The following is a 21,268-nucleotide window of genomic DNA, read 5'->3' on the forward strand; positions in this document are numbered from 1 at the left end:
TTTTGAAAAGTAACGATGTAAATAGCGTAGATGTGTTAATTGAAATGTCTATTATAGGATTCATTTTATATAACTTAAGGTATTTTCTAGTTTTTATTAAGTATATTTCTCATGTTTTGAATGAAAAAGAATACGAAAACAAGGGCTATTTTTGCGGAGGATTTCTAAAGTGAAATAACGCAGAAAATATTTTCTGCGTCTCCTCTGAAATGTAATCATTTCTTTTTATATGTGCATAATTTTTCGGCTGTCAAAAAGTATACATTTAATGTACCGTCGGCAACTTTTAAAGTTTGGTCCGATGTAAATGAATTACCATAATCAATGTGATATACATTAGAATTTTTGACAAATGAGCCTTTATATAAATCGTCTTTATTCTTTGTTGTTTGCATTTCTACTAAATTTTGCACAATTTCCTCTTTATTTTCTTTTTTGACAACTGTTTCAAATTTATAATATACAGGGCATTCACCATTTTTATTGTCAACGACTTCCCAAGAACCGTATATATCGTTATTGCTGCATCCACTAAGTAGGATGATTAGTATAGGAATTGTAAGTAGAACCTTTTTCATTTTGTTCTCCTTTCTTTTAAATTTGAATAAACGTGCGAATACGATAGGGATATTATAATAAATAAAGTTTAAATTTTTTTAAAGAATTATTTAATTTCATATAAAAATTTAGGAGAAATTAAATAAGCATGAATCTAGTGTAAAGTCAGATTCATGCTAGTACTATAGCCTATGTTATGTCTTTTTTGAGGATAAATAAAGAGGAAAGCAGAATCACTATTCCATTTAATATATATACGCTTGCAATCATAAAGGCTAACGTACCTGCGCCAAATCCTGTTTCATCGAATATAGAAGCAAATGTTGCGATAGTCAAAAAGATAATGGGAGTCAGTAGTAAAAATATGAAACCTGCCACGATTCTTTTTTAAAACTATGTCCAGATAAGGAAATGGCTAAAAAGTTTAGGATGCTAAACAGAGCAATTGCAAAGAGCAGGACAATAAATACGTCGATGCCATCAGACATTTTACCACTCCTTTTATAAAGAGTACTTTTTATAATTTATTCGAAATAAAAGGGGGATACTCCTTTAGGTAATTTCAATAAACGTAATAAATAGGCGTATTATAAAACAAAGAAGTATGGATTCAATACTAGATCCATACTTCTTTGTTTATTTTATAAATTCGCAGATTGCGAATGCTGTTTTTCATAATGTTTCTGCTTAGAAAGGGAAATAGAAATAATCAATAATGAAACGAATCCGAAGATGAGAACCATATATTGTAACCCAATTGTATCTAAGAAGAAGCCTGTGCCAAGTAAGACGATTTGGAACATAACCCTCTCAAACATATTACGGAATGAGAAGAGGCGACCGTGATAACTTTTTTCCACTTTCGTTTGGAAAATCGTCGACATAATAGGGAAGAAGCAGCCAACACTAAACCCAAACAAACCAAATGATGTAAGAGCCATCCATTTTATATCGCTAAAGAACAATGACAGGTGTGCAAAAGCAGTACAAATTGCGAAGAAATATAGTAATTTTTCAGGTTTGAAATGATCAGATAGACGTTTAATTACGAAGGCACCTAACATAAATGCGACACCTTCAATTGTATATATGAACCCTTTAATCGTAGGATCATGTTGCATTTCGCTAATGTTAATAACCATTAAATTAAACCCAGCTATAAATAATAGAGGGATGATACTTAATATAAGTGCTGTAAAAGCAATAGGAATTCCTTTTAAAATACGAAATACTTCCATAAAGCTATTATCTTTTGCAGCTTGTTTACTTGGTGTTGTTGATTTCTTGTCTTCAAATTGTAGGAAGAACGTCGAGAGGAATAATAAGGCGTATGCTGCCATTGAAAAGGCATACATGTACTGTAAACTCATCACAACTAAAAGAATTCCACCTAGTGAAGTACCTGCAATACGAGCGATTGTACCAACATTCATATGTACACCATTCATTTGTAATAACTCATGCTCACGTACGATGAGTGGAATTACAGATTGTAATGCAGGGAAATAAAATGCTGCTGAAATTTGAAGAGCAACCATAAATGCAATCATAAATGCGATACTTTCGAATTGAATAGCGAAAAACATGAAAATAACACTTAAAACTCGACCAAACCCAGCGTAAAGAAGAACTTTTTTCTTTTCATACTGATCAATGACACGGCCAGCCATAGGTCCAACTAGAACACCGGCTAATAGTCCGATAAATAATATAACTGATTTCATGAAATCAGAAGGGACATATTTTTGCATAAATTCAAGGTTGCCAAGAATACCAAGCCATAATCCTAGACCTGCAATAAACTCCCCAATTAAAACAATCCAAACGTTTTTATTACGCCACATAACATAAAACCTCTCCGTCTTTTAAAATGAAAAACTCGTATATAAAACCTCCTTATTTATGTAGTATTTTTATACGAACTTTTTTAGAGTCAGAGTCTATATTACGTGTTTCATAATTGGATTTCAATCTTTTTGATTTGTAAAAAATTCGATGTATTAATTGATGAAATAAGTGAATTAAAACGTAAAAGATTTATGATTAAAGCTAATAGAAAGCAAGGATAAATATAAAAAAGCAAGAACGTATAACTACGTCTTGCTTTTCCAAAGTACAAAATTAAAAATTAATTTCACTTAGCAACATTTACGCTCTTGTCCAATAGCTAAAGCGCTAAAAGATAGAGGACCAACAACTTCTGCACTTGCACCACTAGTAAGGTTTTCTACAGTTAATGAATATTCGTGTGTTCCACTGCTAACGTTTTGGTCTATAGCTTGGAATGTTTGTACGTAGAATTGTTCAGAATCTGTAGATTCAATACCTACTTGTGCATTAAAAATTTCAATGTTATCACGGAAAATTCGGAATAAAACTTGTGGAATCTCAGTTATACCTTCTACACCAATTGTAGCGATTAATTCTACTCGATTATTTCGTGAATCTCTACTTGGAATTCTCAATTTCAAATTTGCTAAAATTGCTTTATTTGGAGAAGCTGGGATTGCAAAAGTTGTTTCACCAGTTTTACTTATAGGTTGAGTAGCTTGGTAATCAATGATATGAGTCATATTCTTCACCTCCTCATATACTAAAATATGAAAGCAGTGATGAATTAGCTTGGACAAATACTAGAATATTTTAATAGAGTACACAACAATTGTTGAAAAGAAGTAATTTACATAAAAGCATCAAGAATATATCACAATAAGATGATATTTTTCTTAATGCTTTTTGTAATTAAGCAGAATATTCTTCTTTACGTACTTCAAAAAATTCATTACGTCGTAAGTAATTAAAAATTTTCTCTGAAACCTCTTCTTCTTCAGACACTAAGAAACGATGATCAAAAGCGTAGAAAGATTGACCTTTAATTAATTTTACGTAATACATATTAAACGCCTCCTGACACTAGATTATTACTTACTTCATATTATGATGGCCTATATGTCTGCTAAAAATACTTGGAGTTTCAAAAGAGGTAAGTAAAGGGATAAAAGAGCTTACAATTCTGTAAGGTTTATGTCACCTTTTTCGATAGTTTACTTTCACCAATTTCTTCTATACTACAAATAAGTTACACAAAATAAGGGGGTAAAAAGATGGATGAAGTAATTGGAGAAGTTGTAGCTGGTATTTGTGAATTGGTAGTAGAAGTAACAGCGGACGCTATAGGAAGTTTAGTTTCCGGAAATGATGAGGAAAAAGAAACATTATAATAATTTGTAAAAGTATCAAGTTGATCAAATTGTAAAGGCTGATTTCTAAAGGGAAGGCAGCTTTTTTATTTTTTACATTATATTAACATAATTTGAATATTCATTTGTTATTATATTGAAGAAACCGATATAAGGAGGTGAATAAACAAATATGTCGAATTCGGAGTCTGATTTATCTGTTTCTCGTTTGATTGTGGCAAATGTAGAGGAAAAGGAATATCATTTTATTGTTCGTGAACATCCGATTGTAGGGAAATTTATATCGTTATTTGAAAATGGAAAAGAATATGGTTTAATAGATAAACAAATCGCGAATAAAGATAAATTTATTACATCGGAGCTTACTAAATTAGATTATTTTAACATAGATGTTTTATATCATACACCTGGGTGGATATGGATTGGTATGGATCAATTTGGATTACATGCACGTGAGGCTACTTATAACGAAGTAGATGTTATTATGAAGTTGAAAGAGGATTTATATTATATAGATGTATATGAAGAAATGAAAATGTAGTAAATATTTAGTCAGGTTAGGGGACAAGTTCCCGTAGCCTTTTTTGTTTAATGATAAAATGTAAAATTATATTATTTTGATGATAGGGAAATCTGATAAGAAGTGAGATGAAAAGAGGATTTGAAAATACATTAAGAGAATTGTAATAATTATATGAACCGTATATGTAAATAACAATAGAAAGAAGATGATAATATGAGTAAAGAAGAACTTGTGAAAAAACAGTTTGGAAGTAATGCAGATAAATATGTAAATAGTAAAATACATGCTAAAGGACTGGATTTACAATATGTAGTTCAACAAGTTGAGTCTCGTCATAATAATCGTCTTCTTGATGTTGCTACTGGTGGCGGACATGTGGCAAATATGTTAGCCCCTATGTTTGAAGAAGTAGTTGCACTTGATTTAACAGAACAGATGTTAGAAAAAGCAAAAGGTTTTATAAAGCAGAATGGTCATGAAAATGTGTCTTTTGTAGCAGGAAACGCAGAGGATTTACCATTTGCAGACCATTTTTTTGATGCAATTACATGCCGGATTGCAGCCCATCATTTTACGAATCCGGCTCAATTTATTTATGAAGTAAATCGTACGTTGGAGGATAATGGATTATTCATCTTAATAGATAATGTTTCGCCAGAAAATAATGAATATGATACATTTTATAATTTTATAGAAAAAAAGCGGGACCCAAGTCATGAACGAGCTCTTAAAAAGACAGAATGGCTTACTTTATTAGAAAAAAACGGTTTGCAAATGCAGTCATGTCTTACTTTTGATAAGAGGTTTGATTTTGACTGGTGGTGTAATATGATGGATGTCCCTGTACAAAAGCGTGAAAAATTAACAGAATGTATGATGAAAGCACCAAACGAAATGAAGGAATATTTTAATATTCAACTTAAAAATAATAAAGTAGATTCGTTCTATACTGAAATGGCTATGTTTATATGTAAAAAAAGTACAACGTTAAAAAGATAAATGTGTTGCAGTCTTTCTGAAGTACGATATACTTAGTACAGAGAAACTGAGAATTGAGGAATAGTTATAATGATTCGTGTACGCATTGAAGGTACTGAGGAAGAAATGCTTGAATTTATAGGGAAAATGCCGGACATCCCTGGATTTGAAAAGACACATATGAGAGAACCGAGAAAAGGAAATAACCCGAAATACGATTCAAGTAAAAATGTACTAGCATATTTGTCTTATAAAAAGATTGAAGTCGCCAATAAATAGGCGGCTTTTTTAGTTTGCGCTGTTTCACCGCCTTGTCTTTTTCACATAATAATAATAGTAGATTATGCTGAAGAGGGGTGAGAATAGTTAATAAGAAAATCATCTTTTTTGGAGACTTTGGTATTGATGACGCCGTAGCGTTAATTTATGCAAATAAAACGTGTAAATTAGATATTCTAGGTATTGTTGCAGAGTACGGGAATGTATCACGGGATATCGTTACGGAAAATGTTTTTTTTTAGAAAGGTACTATGCTACACAAGTGAAAATTATTGAAGGTGCGAGTAGGCCGATGACAGCTGAAGAGCCTTTATTTTTCCCTGAAATCCATGGGGATCACGGTTTAGGTCCTATTATTCCACCAGAGATGAGAATTTGTAAACGAGAAAATTTTTGTGAATTAATCAAATTAATCGAACCTTGTCCAGAAGATATTATAATTGTGGCGACAGGAAGACTAACGACGCTTGCTACGTTATTTTTATTGTATCCAAATATAATGGATCGTATTTGTTCGTATTATATAATGGGCGGCGCTTTCCTATTTCCAGGTAATGTTACACCAGTATCTGAAGCGAATTTTTATGGTGATCCAATTGCAGCAAATATTGTTATGAAATATGCGAAAAACGCTAGCATATACCCGTTAAATGTAACACAGGGCGCACTCATTACGCCTGAAATGGCCAATATAATAGATAAACAAGGAACTGGACAGGCGAAACTCATTAAACCAATGATTGATTTTTATTATGAGAACTTTTATAAAAAAGAATACCCAGGTATTGGTGGAAGTCCTATACACGATTTACTACCTTTTATCTCATTTATAAATGATAGTATTTTTGAATATAAAAAATCGGCAGTGTGGATTAGTACGACAAATGATGTGACTAGGGGCCAAAGTGTAGCTGACTTTAGAAAAATAGCTGAACCAACAAGGTTTGATGATCGACCGATTCAAAGAATTGCTGTTGGTTTTAACTATGCAGCTTTTAAAGAAGAGTTTATGCGAACAATATTGAAGCCAGATTGTCCGTAATGTGTTAATAATAAGTCGGATAAATCATTAGTTCGAAAAATGGTTTATTGGTGTGTATTATTCTCAAAAATCTTATAGTTGAGCAGCATGAATAACTTATGAAAAATGTCACATAACTAATGGTAAGCAATTGTTTCTAATTATATTTTGATTGGTTAAATATAAAGGAGGTTATTATATGATTTGGTCTTTAATCGTTGGTGGTTTATTAGGATGGTTTGCGAGCTTAATTACTGGAAGAGATGTACCAGGTGGTGTAATTGGTAATATTATTGCTGGTATTATCGGTTCTTGGATTGGTACGAAATTACTTGGTAGTTTCGGTCCTATTATAGGCGGATTTGCAATCATTCCTGCTTTAATTGGTGCGGTTATTTTGATCTTCATTGTGAGCTTTTTACTACGAGCAATGCGGAAATGAATGTAGCGGGACTGTTTACATTTGTAAGCAGTCCTTTTTATATGTTATGCTAGTATTATACAATCAGGAGGTGTCAGCATTGAAATCATTTACAGTAAATTTCCATCAAGAAGATAATGCAAAAGCGACAACAGTACATAAATTAAGTGAAGAGGACTTCAATAAGGCAACTGAAAAAGGTACTCGTCATTTATTCGATTTAGATACAAACGTTGGCTTCTTCGTATTCTTTGATGCAGAAGATGCAGAAGGAAATGATCAATACTTAATGTTACAATATGAAGGGGATCATGAAGAACCAACTGCGTGCTACGGATTTGATTTAAAACTATATTATCAATTTTTAGCGCTATACTTAAACGATCTTGAATTCCAAGGCGAAACAGATGAGGAAGAGGAAGAATACGGTCCAATTCATCATTTAGCGCACTTACTTTATCATATTGTTGAAGATGGTAAATCAATCGAAGTGTAATATACATATTTGAAGCTGTCCTTTTAGGGCAGCTTTTTTATATGACATTGAAATGGTGTACTGTGAGCTAAATAAAGTGCAACTTTAATCAGTGGGAGTTTTGTTCATCCCCACTGATTATTAATTGAACCAATTGGGCTTTTACGGGATAAATTAATAATAGAAATTTATTTATTACTTTCATGTTAGCATCGTAAAACACCTGTTATAATGATTGTAATTAAATTCATGGATGCTAATTCTATGCTTGTAGATGTAAAGGCTTTTATTAAAGCTGCAGGTTTAACATGTATTTCATCATTAAGTGGAGATAATACATTTGCTTATAATTTTGAAACTGTAAAAAGCGCTATCGCTACATTTTTTAAGAAACTAAGATTTACCGTTTAATTTCATTTCAACCAGTAGGAAAAGAGTAATCACTTCCTACTGGTTTTTTTCTGTTTCAAGGAGCTATTGTGACAGCATGTTTTAAGCTATAGATAGAGGATATTATCATTGAGAAGAGAAGGTTTAAATAAGGAGATGAAAATGGTTTCGTTTATCAGGAGGTAGTTACTTCGGATATAACAGACTTGGTTACTTTTTAGGAACAGCTTTTGTAACATATTTTGTACAAGCCTTTGGAGAGAGTGAAGCACTGACTTTTTAGAACAAAAATAATTTGAAAAGTAGTGTAATGGGTTAGTTATCGAAATGAATAAGATGCAATAGGGGGTAAAATGATGAAAGGGTATTTGAAAATAGTCATGTTGTTTTTGGCTTTAGCATGTATGTTTGCGCTAACAGCATGTAAAGGGACAGACGAAAAAAAGGAAACAAATCCAACCTCGGAAAATAATAAAAATGAACAAAGCAATTCTTCAGAAGAACAGAAAAATCCTGAAGCAAAACCAAGTAATGAAAAAACAACAAAACCATCACCTGAGCCAGATTCGAAAAATAGAACACTTAATCAAAAATCAATTAACCACGTTAAAGATTTATTTGAACTAGCAAAAGAAGGAAAAGTACCTAATGTACCATTTGCAGCCCATACAGGGGATATTGAAGAAATAGAAAAAGCATGGGGGAAAGCGAATAAAACCGAACATGCAGGGAATGGAATGTACGCAACTTTTACAAATAAAAATGTTGTTTTCGGATTTAATAAAGGGTCACAAGTTTTTGATGTACGCTCATATCATGCAGAACTAAAATCAATTACATTACAAGAAATTGAAAAAGCATTAGGAAAACCATCTTCAGTTAAAGGGAATGGTGAAGACAAAATATATGTATACAAAGTAAATAACCAGTATGAGTTGAAATTTGTCATTCCAAAATCGACTGGTAAGGTAGATCATATTTCCGTATTTTCACCAGAGGATAGTATTAATAAAATGGCTGGATAAGAAATTAAGTGATTTCAAAAACACCTCACTTTCTTTAAGTGAGGTGTTTTTAGTTGTAAACAAGGAACGTCTCCTTTCGTATGCGAAATACTTTACTTTTGTTTTTTAACATGCATCCAATAAGAAAGGTTGATCTACTGAAAAAGTAGTAACTTATAAATTATGTGTAGGATGGTTCACGATTTTTTTACGTTCCAAATTTTGAACAAATAGCGCTTGTACAATACCTCCAACTAATAAGAAGCTAGCACAAATATAAAATAGCATACTTCCATTTAACTTACTTAATAAAACTGCACCAATAACTGGTCCACACGTTCGAGATATATCCCAGTGTATACCGTAAATTGAAAAATATAAACCACGTTTATCATGAGGTGCAATTTCTGAAACGAATCGTAATAAATGGTTTAGAGCAATACTTTCTCCAATGACTAAAAAGAGTAAGGTGAAGAATAACGACAATATCGTCATTGAATAACTAAAGCCAACTGCAGCTATTGTATAACAGGCGTAAGAAATAAGAATAATTTTCGCCATAGAAAATTGTTCAGACCATTTCACGAGGAAAACTTGCAGGAAGATTTCCATAATAGCTTTGCATGTTGAAATAAAAACGAGTATGAGTTCGAAATCCAGAAATGTATGTTTCACGAAAATAGGATAATTTGTCTCAGTTTGTGCATAAAAAAAGCTAATAGGAAGTGTAGAAACCATAAGCCCAAATATGGCGTAATGTTTGTGTACAAAGTGTTTTGGAGATGACAATTTAAGTTTTTGCTTTGGCGTTGTAAGTGCTGGAGCAGTTTCTGGAAGCTGCGTCCATACAACTACTGCATATACCATAAGTGTAATACTTTGTATTATAAATAAATAATCAGGGTGAGTACGATAAAAAAAAGTACCAATTAAAGGACCGATTACGAAACCAATTGCCCACATCGTTTGTAGAAGAGCAAAAATTTCTGCTTGCTGCTTTTGTTTTGTTAAATCAGCTATTTGTGCACGTTGAGCCGGAATATATAAGGAACGTCCAATCCCATTCATAACGTATAACAATGCAAATATAAAAACAGATTGAGCGAAAACGAAACTGCCGATTGCAACAGCTTGCAGTAATAAGCCGAGTAACATAATTTTCTTTCGCCCATATTTATCAGTAACTCCTCCAGCAATAAGGGTAAATACGATGTCTGAAAGTGGCTGTAGTCCAAAAATGATCATAGTTATTATTATATTACCATTTAACATTTCGTTAACATGAATAATCATAATGAGAGCTAACATAGATTCAGTCGTTCGGGTTAATAATTCACCACACAGTCTAATAAAAATAGGTTTATTGTAACGAAGTAAGAGATAATTCAATATTAATTCCTCCTTTCTATATTGAAATGATAAGATGAAAGAAGAATTGGAAAAAGGGTAGAAACAATAGGGAGTATTTTTCACCTTTTAGGGGGATTATGATGTTTATTTTAGATCAATACATTGAACTATGGATTGCTTATGGAAAAGGGGGAAAAGAGGGAGAACAATTGGAAGTAACAGTGCAAAATATATCTGAAACATTATTTTGTACAGAGCGTAATAGTAAATTAATTATAAAAAAATTAGATGAGTTAAATTGGATCAAGTGGTTTCCAGGTCGCGGCAGAGGAAATCGTTCTAAGTTAATATTTCAAAAGGACCCGATATCTTTAATTTTAGATAGAGGAAAAGAAATAACGAAAAAAGGGGATGTGAAAAGCGGAAGCATATTTGTGGAACGCTATAGCTCACATTTTCCATTAGTAAAGGAAGAATATCACTCCTGGGTGGATTCAATATTTGGTCATAAGATTGAAATGACATCTGAAGGGAGAAGAGATGTACTCCGGTTGCAAGTACAAATGAATTTAGATATCACATTAGATCCTGTATACGCTACAATGCGTTCAGAATGCCATATGGTAAAACATATATTCGATACACTCGTGTATGTAGACGGTAATACAAACATTATAGAGCCAAGACTTGCATTTCACTGGGAATATAATGATGCTGAAAAAATATGGACGTTTTATTTACGAAAAGGAGTTCACTTCCATAATGGAAAACAACTTACTGCACATGATGTTATATACTCATTGAATCGATTTATGAAGCTGGAAAATAATGCACACGCATGGATGTTACAACACGTTGAAAGTATTCGTTCAGTGGATGACTACGTTGTCGAAATTCAATTACATACGGAAAATCGAATGTTTTTACATATGCTAAGTGCAGAACAGTGTTCTATCGTGAATAAAGATGAAGCAGGAGAGCTAATTGGAACAGGGCCTTTTCAATTATATAAAAGTAATGAAAATTTGTTCATTTTAGAAGGTCATCCTTTATATTTTCGTGAAAGACCTTTTTTAGATCGTGTTGAGTTGTGGAATGTAGAACAAGGTGTAAGTACATACGATGTTTTAGTAAAGGCGCAGTATAAAGATAAAGAAAAACATAATAAAGAATTGTCTCGGCTTGAGTCGAACGTGACATATATAACATGTAATCATACGAAAGAAGGACCAATGCAAGATGAGTTATTTCGGAAAGCATTATATAAAATCATTCATGGTTATACAATCGTTCAAGAACTCGGCGGAGAACGTGGAGAAGTGGCACAGAAACTAATATTAGCAGGTGAAAGCATTGTAGAGATTGAGGAAGATGTAGAAAGTTTAATTAAAAGGAGTACTTATCATAATGAAGTGCTACAACTCTACACATTTACAGGACGAGATCATGTTGAAGATGCACAATGGATACAAAAAGAGTGTGTGAAGTACGGGATTCGTGTAGAAAATAATTTTCTTGACATAGAAGAGCTATTGGAAGTAAGTACGATACAAAAGGCCGATATGATGCATGATAGTGCCACAATAAGTGAACGAATAGAAGATAGTCTATTATATATGTTTCTTACAAAAAATAGTTTTATTCATGGACAAAGCAGCATGGACTTTCATGAAAAGTTGTCTCCTTATTTTAAACAAGAAGAATTAGAGAAAAGAGTTACACTGTTACGCGATATTGAGGATACTTTGTTACGTCAAATTCATATTATTCCTTTATATCGTAATAAACAAGAGGTAAGTACACATGAAAAAGTCCAAAATATAATGATTAATTCACAAGGTTGGATTGATTTTTATAATATTTGGTTTAAATCTTGATATATAAGGTTTTTTGCGCATTTTCATAAGATGTGTAAAAGCCTTTTTTGTATGTAGGAATAGGTTTGTTTTACACATTGTTACGCTACTTGTGATAAAAGTCTATTTACAGCGTAACAGTGTTATGTTACATTGTTGTTAGGAAGGAGTGTTATACAGTTGAGTACAGATTTAATTTCAAAAAAAGATTTATTAGAACTAACTGGTATTTCATACGGACAGTTATATAGGTGGAAGAGAAAAAATTTAATACCGGAAGATTGGTTTGTACGAAAGTCAACATTCACAGGTCAAGAGACATTTTTTCCGAAAGAAAAGATATTAGAGCGCATCGATAAAATCCAAACGATGAAAGAGGATTTATCACTTGATGAACTAGCGAATATGTTTTCACCGAGTGTGAGAGAAATTCTTTTAACAAAGGAAGACATTTTACGTAAGGGGATTGCATCAGAACCAGTTTTACAATTTTTCATAGAACAAACGAATAAAACAGTAGAGTTTCACTTTGTAGATATTCTTTATGTGTACATGTTAGAAGAATTACTACAATCGGGAGAGATTAGTTTAGAAGAAGGAAAAATGGTCTTGCAAGTTTTACGTGATAATTATGAAGCGATTAAGCATAAAACTTGTGACTTAATCATCGTCCGAAAGTTAGGGATTTCTACATGTTTCTTAGTTTCAAACGTGGACGATTTAATTTTTGAAAAAGGTACTAAAATTGTTTTACACGAAGCGATTATGAAATATACCGAAGCATTAAAAACGAAACTGTTGTAGTGGAGGAGAAAGTATGCGTACAGATAATTTGATTATAAATGGTTACGGTTCATCGAATGGCGGCGAGTTTCATAAAGTGCAATTAAATGGAAAAGGGAATGTTAATGGAAATATTGAATGTGAGGAATTTGAATGTAACGGTTACGGTGCTGTTACTGGAAATTTGAAAAGTAGCAATGCAAGAATTAGTGGATCTGGTAAAGTCGATGGCACAGTTCATGCTGAAACGATGCGAATTGATGGAAAAGCAACAATTACGCAAGATGTGAAGGCAAACAGTTTGAAAATTGCAGGAAAAGGTACGATAGGTGGAAATGTCACTGGTGAAGAATTTAAAGTCAATGGTCAAGCTACAATTGACGGTAATTGTGAAGTGGATACTTTTTCTTCAGAAGGACAATTTACAATTGGCGGATTATTAAGCGCTGATGAAATAAATATTAATATTCACGGTACATGTCAAGCGAAAGAAATTGGTGGTCAAACGATTAAAGTAAGGCATAGATCAGGTACATTTAGTAGGCTATTTAAAACAGTATTTGGCTTGCAGTTAGAAGCCGAATTGTTAGAAGGTGACAATATCGATATTGATTATGCTCACATAAGAACGGTAAGAGGAAACAATGTTACAGTAGGACCGAACTGTGAGATTGAACTGATCGAATATACGGGTGTTCTTACTGTTGATAAAAATGCAAATGTAAAAGAAATTAAGCAGTTTTAACGGAAGGGGAAATCAGTATGGAACATCCACATAGTCTCACAGTAAATGGCTCTGGTAATTCAGCAGGCGGGGATTATAATAAAGTGAAGATTCGCGGTGAAGGAACGATTTCTAATGATATGAGCTGTAATGAATTTAAAACATACGGCACGAGTGAAGTGTGCGGTAATATGAAAGTGAAAAGTTATGTCGTGTATGGAGATAGTGAAGTACAAGGAAATGTAGATGCGGAATATGTAAAAGTATACGGAAATACACAAATGCATAGTGATGCTCATATTGAAAAAATAAAAGTAAGAGGTATGATAGAAGTTAAGGGGAAATTAACTGGTGATTTCGTAGATGTGAAAGGCGCTTTAAATGTAAAAGGAGATATTGAAGTTGAAGAACTATCACTAACTGGCGGCCTTGAAAGTGATGGATTACTTAATGCTGAAAATATTGAAATTTCACTTCGTTATGAAGGTAGCAAAGTAAGAGAAATTGGCGGTAAGAAGATTACCGTTCGTAAAAAAGTGAGATTTATTCCATTTACAAATCATGCTGGAAGCCTCCAAACGTCTATCATTGAAGGAGATGAGATTTATTTAGAGCATACGATTGCTGAAGTAGTAAGAGGAAATAATGTTACAATTGGTCCCGGATGTGAAATTAGTGTTGTAGAATATCATACTAGTTTTAATCAAAAAGGTAATGCAGTCGTAAAGGAACATAAACAAATATAAGTAGTATGAGGGAGAGCAAGAGATATGGTTGAGAAGAATAATAAGCTCGGCTTTGTTGTAGCGGGCTTATTGCTAGGTATTTTAATGGCATCAATGGATAATACCATTGTCGTAACAGCGATGGGAACAATCGTTGGTGATTTAGGAGGCCTTGAAAACTTTGTATGGGTCGTTTCTGCCTATATGGTCGCAGAAATGGCAGGTATGCCGATATTCGGAAAACTATCAGATATGTATGGTAGAAAGAGGTTCTTTATTTTCGGTTTAATCGTCTTTATGATTGGTTCGGCACTTTGTGGTACTGCTGAAAATATTACACAGTTAGGGATTTATCGTGCCATTCAAGGTATTGGCGGTGGGGCATTAGTGCCGATCGCGTTTACTATCGTTTTTGATATTTTCCCTCCTGAAAAGCGCGGGAAAATGGGTGGTTTATTCGGAGCAGTATTTGGTTTATCAAGTATTTTTGGTCCGTTGCTTGGTGCGTATATTACAGATTACATAAGCTGGCACTGGGTATTTTATATTAACTTACCGCTTGGCGTTTTAGCACTTATTTTTATTACATTCTTTTATAAAGAGTCACGAGTTCATAGAAAGCAAAAAATTGATTGGTTTGGCGCAATTACTTTAGTTGGTGCAGTAGTTTCTTTAATGTTTGCGCTTGAACTTGGCGGACAAAAGTATGATTGGGATTCTAACTTTATTTTAAGTTTATTTGGTGGATTCGCTATTTTAATTATTGCATTCATTTTTATTGAACGTAAAGTAGAAGAACCGATCATTTCATTTGAGATGTTTAAACAACGTTTGTTCGGAATGAGTACAATTATTGCTTTATGTTACGGAGCTGCGTTTATGTCAGCAACTGTATACATTCCATTATTCATTCAAGGTGTATACGGTGGCACTGCAACAAACTCGGGATTATTACTTTTACCAATGATGTTAGGCTCAGTCGTAACAGCGCAGTTAGGTGGGTTTTTAACGACAAAGCTTAGCTACCGAAACATTATGATCATTTCTGCGGTTATTATGCTAATTGGACTATTTTTATTAAGCACATTAACGCCAGAAACAAGTCGTGCATTATTAACAGTGTATATGATTATTATCGGATTTGGAGTCGGTTTCTCATTCTCTGTACTAAGTATGGCAGCTATTCACAATTTCGGTATGGAACAGCGCGGATCTGCGACTTCGACGAGTAATTTCATTCGTTCATTAGGTATGACACTGGGTATTACAATCTTCGGAATGATCCAAAGAACAGGTTTCCAAGATCAATTAGAAGAAGCATTTAAAGGTATGAGCGGGGGAATGAATACAAACACATTAGGGGATTCAAGAGCCATTTTATCAGAATCGGCAAGATCTCAAATCCCTCCGCAAATATTAGATAAAATTATTGATGCTCTTTCTAGTTCAATTGTTCAAACATTCATGTGGGCATTGGTACCAGCTGGATTAGCATTCATATTCATCTTCTTTATGGGAAATGAGCGTATGGTAATTAAGAAAGAACAAACAAATAAAAAAAGTGAAACATCAAAAGCGTAATGAAAAAGCTCCTTTCCAATTGGAAAGGAGCTTTTTCGTATGTATGGTATTAGATTAGCCTTCGATAATTTCGTATTCTTCGTCTGCAAGTAATAAAATTTGTGTTTTCTTACCTTTGTTTTGAACTTCGATTACATCGTATGCACCTAAGTCTCTTACTTTGCTTTGAGAAGCGTTAACCATAACTTCCATAGAATCGATTAAGATATCTTCTTCAATGTATGATTCAGGCAATGCCATATCTTCAGTTTCTAATACACATGCATATAGATTTTGTAAGTTTTCAGCAGTTGGGTTTTGTTCCTCAACATCAATGATGTTTTTTACTGCTTCCATATTTTCTTCTTTTACTTGGTATACTTTAATTTTAGCCATTGTTTTAATCTCCTTTATAACGTAATCGTAGAGGCTACACTTCATTATAACGTTTTTTTCATGAAAGATGAAATTGTTATATGTATTTATAGTAAAAATTATGTGTTATTACTCATTATTGGTGTAATTCCCTTACTAATATTATGAATAGGTAACGATATTCCTACGTTAAAGTTATATTGTCCAAGCTTTTTTGTTTTCCTTTCATATATATGTATTAGCTATTCTATATAGAGAAGGGATGGAGTGTAAGTGGATTGTGAGCCGAAACGTGATTGTGGGTGTTGCCAAAATAGTATATGTGAATTTTTACAAAGTCTAGAACCGTATACTAAAGTTGAAAGTATTGTAATAGCAGGAAACGAAATCGTTGTATCCTATTTTCTTTCATTTAATGCGATGAAAGGGATTGTATCATTCGTACAAGAAGACAGTGAGGTTATTTTTGTAGATTGCTCAAAAATTGATGCAATCCGAATAGGAAAAGTTTGTAGTTGCAAATCGAAAGTTAAATATATTGAAGAGGACTTTAGCTTGCTAGGAAATGTTTGCCCGCAATGTTTAACGGAGGGGAGTAGAATCTTTTTCGATTTTAATAATCCGGAATTAAATGTGTCTTTCCAAGCAACAACAATTAATCCACCTAGATGTAATGAATTTACAGATGAACTTGGGAATGTAGTAAAGCAAATTACTATAGTAGGCGAGGCGATTGTTTCTAGGGATTTCGTTCAAATGCCTGAACTGTTAGGTTTTCGATTGCTTTTATCGCATCCAGCTGGAGATCCTTTAAACTACGGATTGTTATTTATTAATTTTCCTGATGCAATTTTTATTTTTATATTGGCATCAAGTGGATACCTTTCTATTTCGAACTGTTTAAAAATAGATAGTGGAACTGGTAATGCCGAAATAGAAGAGCTGAAAAAAATGATAAAGGATGACGATAGCACGTACAAGTCGGTTGTTAAATTGACTAAAGTATATAAGAACGGTGAGACGGAATCTTTTATTTATAAAAATGAGTTATAACATACCTATTGATTAACCCTCTTACATTATATTGAGGGTTTTTACATATATGAGGTGGATTGTAGTATTAAAGTAAGTGTTTTGTTAATAGGTAAGAGTAATTTCCTATTACAGAACGGTTTATTACAATAAATTATTTCAGTGAAGCTAGGGAGAAATTATTTAAGTAATCTAAATATAGTGAGGGCGTAACAGATAATATAGGTAAAACAAATAAGAAAAGGGCTATTTAAGCAGCCCTTTTTAATTATGTAATTAGCTCTTAGCAGTCTTTATCATTTTTATAAAGTTTTCCAAAACTGATATAATGTTTGATCAAGAATTGAATTATTTACTAAATTCTTTTTGAGCTGCCTTATAGCTTCCGATGATATTTTGGTAACTTGGGAGATGTTTAGCAAGTAAATTTCCAAAGCCTTCAATATCATTTCGCCAGTCACGCTGTAATTCTGCTGCCACGCTAAACCAGTTCATTAGTTGGACTCCTCCGTGAGCCATACGCATTAGGGCAGCATCAGCAACTTGTTTACTAAAAGTTCCGGACGCATCGGTTACAACAAACACTTCATAACCTGCCTTTACAGCTGATAGCGCTGGGAATGCAACACAAACATCAGTAACTACTCCTGCGATAATTAACTTCTTTTTACCAGTTGCCTCAATAGCTTTTACAAACTCTTCATTGTCCCACGCATTAATTTGTCCAGGGCGCGCTATTTTAGGCGCATTCGGAAATAATTCAATTAATTCTTGCATAAGTGGACCATTAGGACCGTCTTCGAAGCTAGTTGTTAAAATAACTGGTAAATCAAAAAAATTAGCGGTATTAGCAAGTGCTAAAACATTGTTCTTGAACTCATCAACGCCGTAGTCACGTACAAGGCTGGAAATAAGACCAGTTTGATGATCCACTAGAAGAACAGCGGCATCACTTTTTGAAAGACGAGAATAGAAATCAGACATTTTATAATCCCCCTTAAAAAGCTTATTTATAAATTAATCTTACATTTATTCAGTTTAATTGGATATATGGTTAAAACTTTATCAATAAATAGTTTTTATTTAGATAATAAGATGTACGTTCTAAAGTCGAAAAAGTGAGGCATTCTTATTTTATTAGATGTTATAATAATTTTATATTTGTGAATAATTTATAGTTATATAAAAATTAAGTTTAATAGGTGTTTTCTTATATGGTAAATGATTGATTGAAAAATTATATAAGTTTATTTTAAAAGATTTAGAATAAGATTGATTTTATAGAAGGCGGGAATGTAAATGATACATGAAGCGAATATACATACAAGAAAAAAACTAGTTTCTATGTTTGATGATTTCAATAACGTTATTTTACTTTCTTATTTACAAGGGCATATGGGTACTGCTTGGGTAAATGATCTTGAAAATCCAACAGTAGCACAAGTTACGGTAGGAATTTTCACATTTTACGCTGGAGACCCAAATGTGCAAGAAACAGAAGAGTTATTACGTAATATTCCTGAAAGAATTTTAGTTATTGTAAATAGTGAAGAGTGGAAACAACGCTTAGAAACATTCCATGAAAGAAAAATAGATAAGTTTTTACGCTATAAGTTCAAACGAAATTCAGAAGGTTTTAATCGTTCAAAATTACAGTCTTTTATATCAATACTTCCAAAAGGATATGAGTTAAAAAGAATAGATGAGCATATCGCAAATAGCCCTACATTACATCAGATCTCTGAAGATTTTACAAGTCAATTTCAGTCGGTAGAAGATTATATAAACCGTGGTATAGGTTATAGCATTTTATATAACGGAGAAGTTGTATGCGGTGCATCCTCGTATAGTATTTATAATGATGGAATTGAAATTGAAGTTGCGACTGATCACAATCATAGAAGAAAAGGTTTGGCAACTGTAGTTAGTGCAGCTCTTATATTGGATTGCTTAGAAAATGGAAAGTATCCAAACTGGGACGCAGCGAATACTACATCTGCTAACCTAGCAGAAAAGTTAGGATATGTTTTTGATAAAGCGTATGATATTTATTTTGTGGATAATAGATGAGTAAAGGAATTACATACTAAAAAATAAATACGCCCTAGTACGTAAGTCTAGGGCGTATTTATTAGTTGGTAAATATCTTCATAACAATCTTATCACATTTTATCTTTTGAATGTTTGGAATTAAAGATATTTATGTGACTTTTTGAAAAAATAAAAGAGCAGCTAGCAAAAGCTAACTGCTCCTCTCCAAGGGGGAATGGAGAAATACAATCATGTTACCTATAGTATTGACGGAACATTGAGTTTTAATCAGCCATTTATAAAAGGAGAGATAAAATATCTTTGATTAATCCTTAGGCTCCGATTAGGAGTACTGATAGAAAAACGATTGAGAATATACTTTTTATTACATTTACAATTTAAATAGTAGAACGTGTTTATCGTAGTTCTCCAAACACCAATTATATTTTTTTAGAATAATTGGATGGACTGCTTCTTTTGTAGTATCGACTTCAGTATAGCCATATTTCTTATAAAAGTTTTCTAATTCCTCAAAAGGAAGACAATATACATCTTGTATTTGTGATTTTTTTATAGTTTCTACTAAAAATGAAACAAGCTCACCAGCTAATTGTAGCCCTCTAAATTTAGGGAGAATAAAAATCCCACCCATTTCTATAGTATCTGCATCTATTTGGACTAATCGTCCAACACCTGCATACTCGTTGTTATATGTAATAATTGCAACTTTATCTCTCTTTAAATCACTTCGTACAAATCCTATCGATTCATATTGATTATTAATCCATTCTAGATCATTAGATGTAGCCAATTGAATACTCATATACATCCTCCTTCGAAATACTAGCGCTATCTTCATTATATAGAACATTTGTTTAATTTATTAGTTAAAGGTGTGGGTTTGCTGGCATTGAAATAATGGCTTCACCAAACATAGGATAATAATCTTGTGAATTTAGTGTTACATAGTCAAAATAAAAATTAGTTCATACGTTCGGTAACGCGATATTGTTTAAGTGTATAGAGATCATAGCGTTATTTTAATTAGTAGTTACTGTATTAATTGAATCTCTTAAGGAAATGTGATAATCGCCAGCCTAGTTGATGCAAATTGTATTAGAGTTTAGTAAAAAAATCCTCCTGAAAAAGGGGGGATTAAATATAAGAGCACTTCGAAAAGTGCCCTTCAGTAACGACTACTCATTCTAAAAAGAAAGGATGCAATATATCATATGAAGTTAAGTGTATTTAAGTATGGGTCTTTTATATAAATGTGAAATAAAAGAGGGTTGTCTTCTTGTTAGAAGGCAGTTTTTTGTTATTACAAAAAAGAATTAGAAGTAAAATATAAATTCAAGTTACTTGTCCAAACAAATTATTAAAAAATACATAAAATGCTAGTAGTTAGCCAATATTTTCATATTGCTAAATTTTTAGACTAAAAGGAGTGATTTTATGTGTGATTGTGAAGTTTGTAGAAGAAAGAAAAAACGTGATCCATTAAATCGAGATTTTGAACCAAAAAAACAGGTTTCTGAGCCAATAAATCAGGATTCCGAATCAGTAAATTCTTATTCATATAGTAAAAATGCAAATTTTTTAGAAGAAGCTATACAAACAGATGAAATCGATCAAGTTTCTGAGGAATATATTGAAATAGTAGATTCAGCAGATGTACAAGTTACTACTACAGATACAAAAGCTGCGCTATCTATCCAAGCCGCGTTACAAGCAGCTATTGTGGTTGTAGTAAGTATTTCTATAGCAGATAGTGAAAAAGCAGATAAAATAACACAAGAATTGTTTCAAAAATCATCTATTAAACAAATTAATAGACAAAAAACATTTATTAAAAATTCCAGAAACGTAACCGTAACAACTACTGATACAGATATTGCAGTGAATATTCAAATTCTTCTTCAAATTTTATTAGCTTTACTAGTTAAACTAAACATTTTATAAAGTGTCAATTCTGTTTATATT

The 21,268-nt window shown here is 32.6% G+C and carries 23 protein-coding genes and 3 pseudogenes; 17 read left to right on the top strand and 9 right to left on the bottom strand.

Features of this window, described 5'->3' with window-relative positions:
• Window positions 1-215 precede the first annotated feature (215 nt).
• From C4S65_RS11095 to C4S65_RS11115, 5 genes and pseudogenes are all read right to left on the bottom strand, one after another.
• Complete coding sequence (locus tag C4S65_RS11095) at window positions 216-578, bottom strand: hypothetical protein (protein ID WP_000757022.1); 363 nt, start codon at window positions 576-578, stop codon at window positions 216-218.
• A 169-nt stretch (window positions 579-747) separates the two neighbouring features.
• A pseudogene (locus C4S65_RS11100) lies at window positions 748-1,046 on the bottom strand (hypothetical protein).
• Window positions 1,047-1,199: 153 nt separating this feature from the next.
• On the bottom strand, window positions 1,200-2,402 hold the full coding sequence (locus C4S65_RS11105; RefSeq protein ID WP_061666566.1) for an MFS transporter: 1,203 nt from the start codon (window positions 2,400-2,402) through the stop codon (window positions 1,200-1,202).
• Between the two features lie 294 nt (window positions 2,403-2,696).
• On the bottom strand, window positions 2,697-3,131 hold the full coding sequence (gene exsC / locus C4S65_RS11110) for an exosporium protein ExsC (protein ID WP_103945225.1): 435 nt from the start codon (window positions 3,129-3,131) through the stop codon (window positions 2,697-2,699).
• A 169-nt stretch (window positions 3,132-3,300) separates the two neighbouring features.
• Window positions 3,301-3,453, bottom strand: a complete 153-nt coding sequence (locus tag C4S65_RS11115; RefSeq protein WP_000291904.1) for a YqbF domain-containing protein — start codon at window positions 3,451-3,453, stop codon at window positions 3,301-3,303.
• Window positions 3,454-3,930: 477 nt separating this feature from the next.
• Between C4S65_RS11115 and C4S65_RS11125 the strand changes: the two genes are divergently transcribed.
• From C4S65_RS11125 to C4S65_RS11165, 9 genes and pseudogenes are all read left to right on the top strand, one after another.
• Entirely contained in the window at window positions 3,931-4,299 is a 369-nt protein-coding gene (locus C4S65_RS11125; RefSeq protein WP_000071361.1) for a hypothetical protein, read from the top strand.
• A gap of 195 nt (window positions 4,300-4,494) precedes the next feature.
• The gene (locus C4S65_RS11130) at window positions 4,495-5,280 is read left to right on the top strand and encodes a class I SAM-dependent methyltransferase (RefSeq protein WP_061666568.1); all 786 of its coding nucleotides are present in this window, start codon (window positions 4,495-4,497) and stop codon (window positions 5,278-5,280) included.
• Between the two features lie 69 nt (window positions 5,281-5,349).
• Window positions 5,350-5,538, top strand: coding sequence for a DUF3970 family protein (locus C4S65_RS11135; RefSeq protein ID WP_000621875.1), 189 nt, complete (start codon window positions 5,350-5,352; stop codon window positions 5,536-5,538).
• A gap of 77 nt (window positions 5,539-5,615) precedes the next feature.
• Window positions 5,616-6,580: pseudogene (locus tag C4S65_RS11140) on the top strand (nucleoside hydrolase).
• A 178-nt stretch (window positions 6,581-6,758) separates the two neighbouring features.
• Window positions 6,759-7,001 (top strand): GlsB/YeaQ/YmgE family stress response membrane protein, encoded by a 243-nt coding sequence (locus C4S65_RS11145; protein ID WP_086407445.1) that lies wholly within the window; start codon window positions 6,759-6,761, stop codon window positions 6,999-7,001.
• Window positions 7,002-7,080: 79 nt separating this feature from the next.
• Window positions 7,081-7,476, top strand: a complete 396-nt coding sequence (locus C4S65_RS11150) for a hypothetical protein (protein WP_000834883.1) — start codon at window positions 7,081-7,083, stop codon at window positions 7,474-7,476.
• A 243-nt stretch (window positions 7,477-7,719) separates the two neighbouring features.
• Entirely contained in the window at window positions 7,720-7,866 is a 147-nt protein-coding gene (locus tag C4S65_RS11155; protein ID WP_000959550.1) for a hypothetical protein, read from the top strand.
• Window positions 7,867-8,005: 139 nt separating this feature from the next.
• Window positions 8,006-8,128 (top strand): annotated as a pseudogene (locus C4S65_RS11160) (aminopeptidase); the annotation flags it as partial.
• Between the two features lie 70 nt (window positions 8,129-8,198).
• A complete protein-coding gene (locus tag C4S65_RS11165) occupies window positions 8,199-8,870 on the top strand; it encodes a YjgB family protein (RefSeq protein ID WP_103945226.1) in 672 nt (223 codons plus the stop codon).
• A 153-nt stretch (window positions 8,871-9,023) separates the two neighbouring features.
• Here C4S65_RS11165 and C4S65_RS11170 read toward each other — a convergent pair whose 3' ends face one another.
• On the bottom strand, window positions 9,024-10,238 hold the full coding sequence (locus C4S65_RS11170; RefSeq protein WP_103945227.1) for an MFS transporter: 1,215 nt from the start codon (window positions 10,236-10,238) through the stop codon (window positions 9,024-9,026).
• A 101-nt stretch (window positions 10,239-10,339) separates the two neighbouring features.
• On the opposite strand from C4S65_RS11170, the gene C4S65_RS11175 reads away from it, so the two are divergent.
• From C4S65_RS11175 to C4S65_RS11195, 5 genes are all read left to right on the top strand, one after another.
• Window positions 10,340-12,076, top strand: a complete 1,737-nt coding sequence (locus tag C4S65_RS11175) for an SgrR family transcriptional regulator (protein WP_098536221.1) — start codon at window positions 10,340-10,342, stop codon at window positions 12,074-12,076.
• 159 nt (window positions 12,077-12,235) lie between these two features.
• On the top strand, window positions 12,236-12,859 hold the full coding sequence (locus C4S65_RS11180; protein ID WP_061666570.1) for a YhbD family protein: 624 nt from the start codon (window positions 12,236-12,238) through the stop codon (window positions 12,857-12,859).
• 13 nt (window positions 12,860-12,872) lie between these two features.
• Window positions 12,873-13,583 carry a polymer-forming cytoskeletal protein gene (locus C4S65_RS11185; RefSeq protein ID WP_061666571.1) on the top strand — a complete coding sequence of 237 codons (711 nt, stop codon included), beginning with the start codon at window positions 12,873-12,875 and terminating at the stop codon, window positions 13,581-13,583.
• A 17-nt stretch (window positions 13,584-13,600) separates the two neighbouring features.
• Window positions 13,601-14,308 (top strand): polymer-forming cytoskeletal protein, encoded by a 708-nt coding sequence (locus C4S65_RS11190; RefSeq protein WP_086407448.1) that lies wholly within the window; start codon window positions 13,601-13,603, stop codon window positions 14,306-14,308.
• A gap of 24 nt (window positions 14,309-14,332) precedes the next feature.
• Entirely contained in the window at window positions 14,333-15,868 is a 1,536-nt protein-coding gene (locus C4S65_RS11195; RefSeq protein ID WP_000229632.1) for an MDR family MFS transporter, read from the top strand.
• Window positions 15,869-15,922: 54 nt separating this feature from the next.
• Here the strand turns inward: C4S65_RS11195 and C4S65_RS11200 are convergent, their stop codons facing one another.
• Window positions 15,923-16,243 carry a hypothetical protein gene (locus tag C4S65_RS11200; RefSeq protein ID WP_001062742.1) on the bottom strand — a complete coding sequence of 107 codons (321 nt, stop codon included), beginning with the start codon at window positions 16,241-16,243 and terminating at the stop codon, window positions 15,923-15,925.
• 252 nt (window positions 16,244-16,495) lie between these two features.
• Between C4S65_RS11200 and C4S65_RS11205 the strand changes: the two genes are divergently transcribed.
• A complete protein-coding gene (locus tag C4S65_RS11205; protein WP_098838731.1) occupies window positions 16,496-17,275 on the top strand; it encodes a BC_2878 family exosporium-associated protein in 780 nt (259 codons plus the stop codon).
• Window positions 17,276-17,602: 327 nt separating this feature from the next.
• Here the strand turns inward: C4S65_RS11205 and ycaC are convergent, their stop codons facing one another.
• Window positions 17,603-18,238, bottom strand: coding sequence for an isochorismate family cysteine hydrolase YcaC (gene ycaC, locus C4S65_RS11210; protein ID WP_001279448.1), 636 nt, complete (start codon window positions 18,236-18,238; stop codon window positions 17,603-17,605).
• A 315-nt stretch (window positions 18,239-18,553) separates the two neighbouring features.
• Here ycaC and C4S65_RS11215 point away from each other — a divergent pair, with 315 nt between their 5' ends.
• On the top strand, window positions 18,554-19,324 hold the full coding sequence (locus C4S65_RS11215; RefSeq protein WP_061666574.1) for a GNAT family N-acetyltransferase: 771 nt from the start codon (window positions 18,554-18,556) through the stop codon (window positions 19,322-19,324).
• A 352-nt stretch (window positions 19,325-19,676) separates the two neighbouring features.
• On the opposite strand, the gene C4S65_RS11220 is transcribed toward C4S65_RS11215, so the two are convergent.
• A complete protein-coding gene (locus C4S65_RS11220) occupies window positions 19,677-20,108 on the bottom strand; it encodes a GNAT family N-acetyltransferase (RefSeq protein ID WP_061666575.1) in 432 nt (143 codons plus the stop codon).
• 632 nt (window positions 20,109-20,740) lie between these two features.
• On the opposite strand from C4S65_RS11220, the gene C4S65_RS11225 reads away from it, so the two are divergent.
• Entirely contained in the window at window positions 20,741-21,247 is a 507-nt protein-coding gene (locus C4S65_RS11225) for a spore coat protein (RefSeq protein ID WP_061666576.1), read from the top strand.
• The last annotated feature ends 21 nt before the right edge of the window (window positions 21,248-21,268 follow it).

Source organism: Bacillus sp. ok061 (genome assembly GCF_900108285.1).
GTDB lineage: Bacteria > Bacillota > Bacilli > Bacillales > Bacillaceae_G > Bacillus_A > Bacillus_A thuringiensis_S.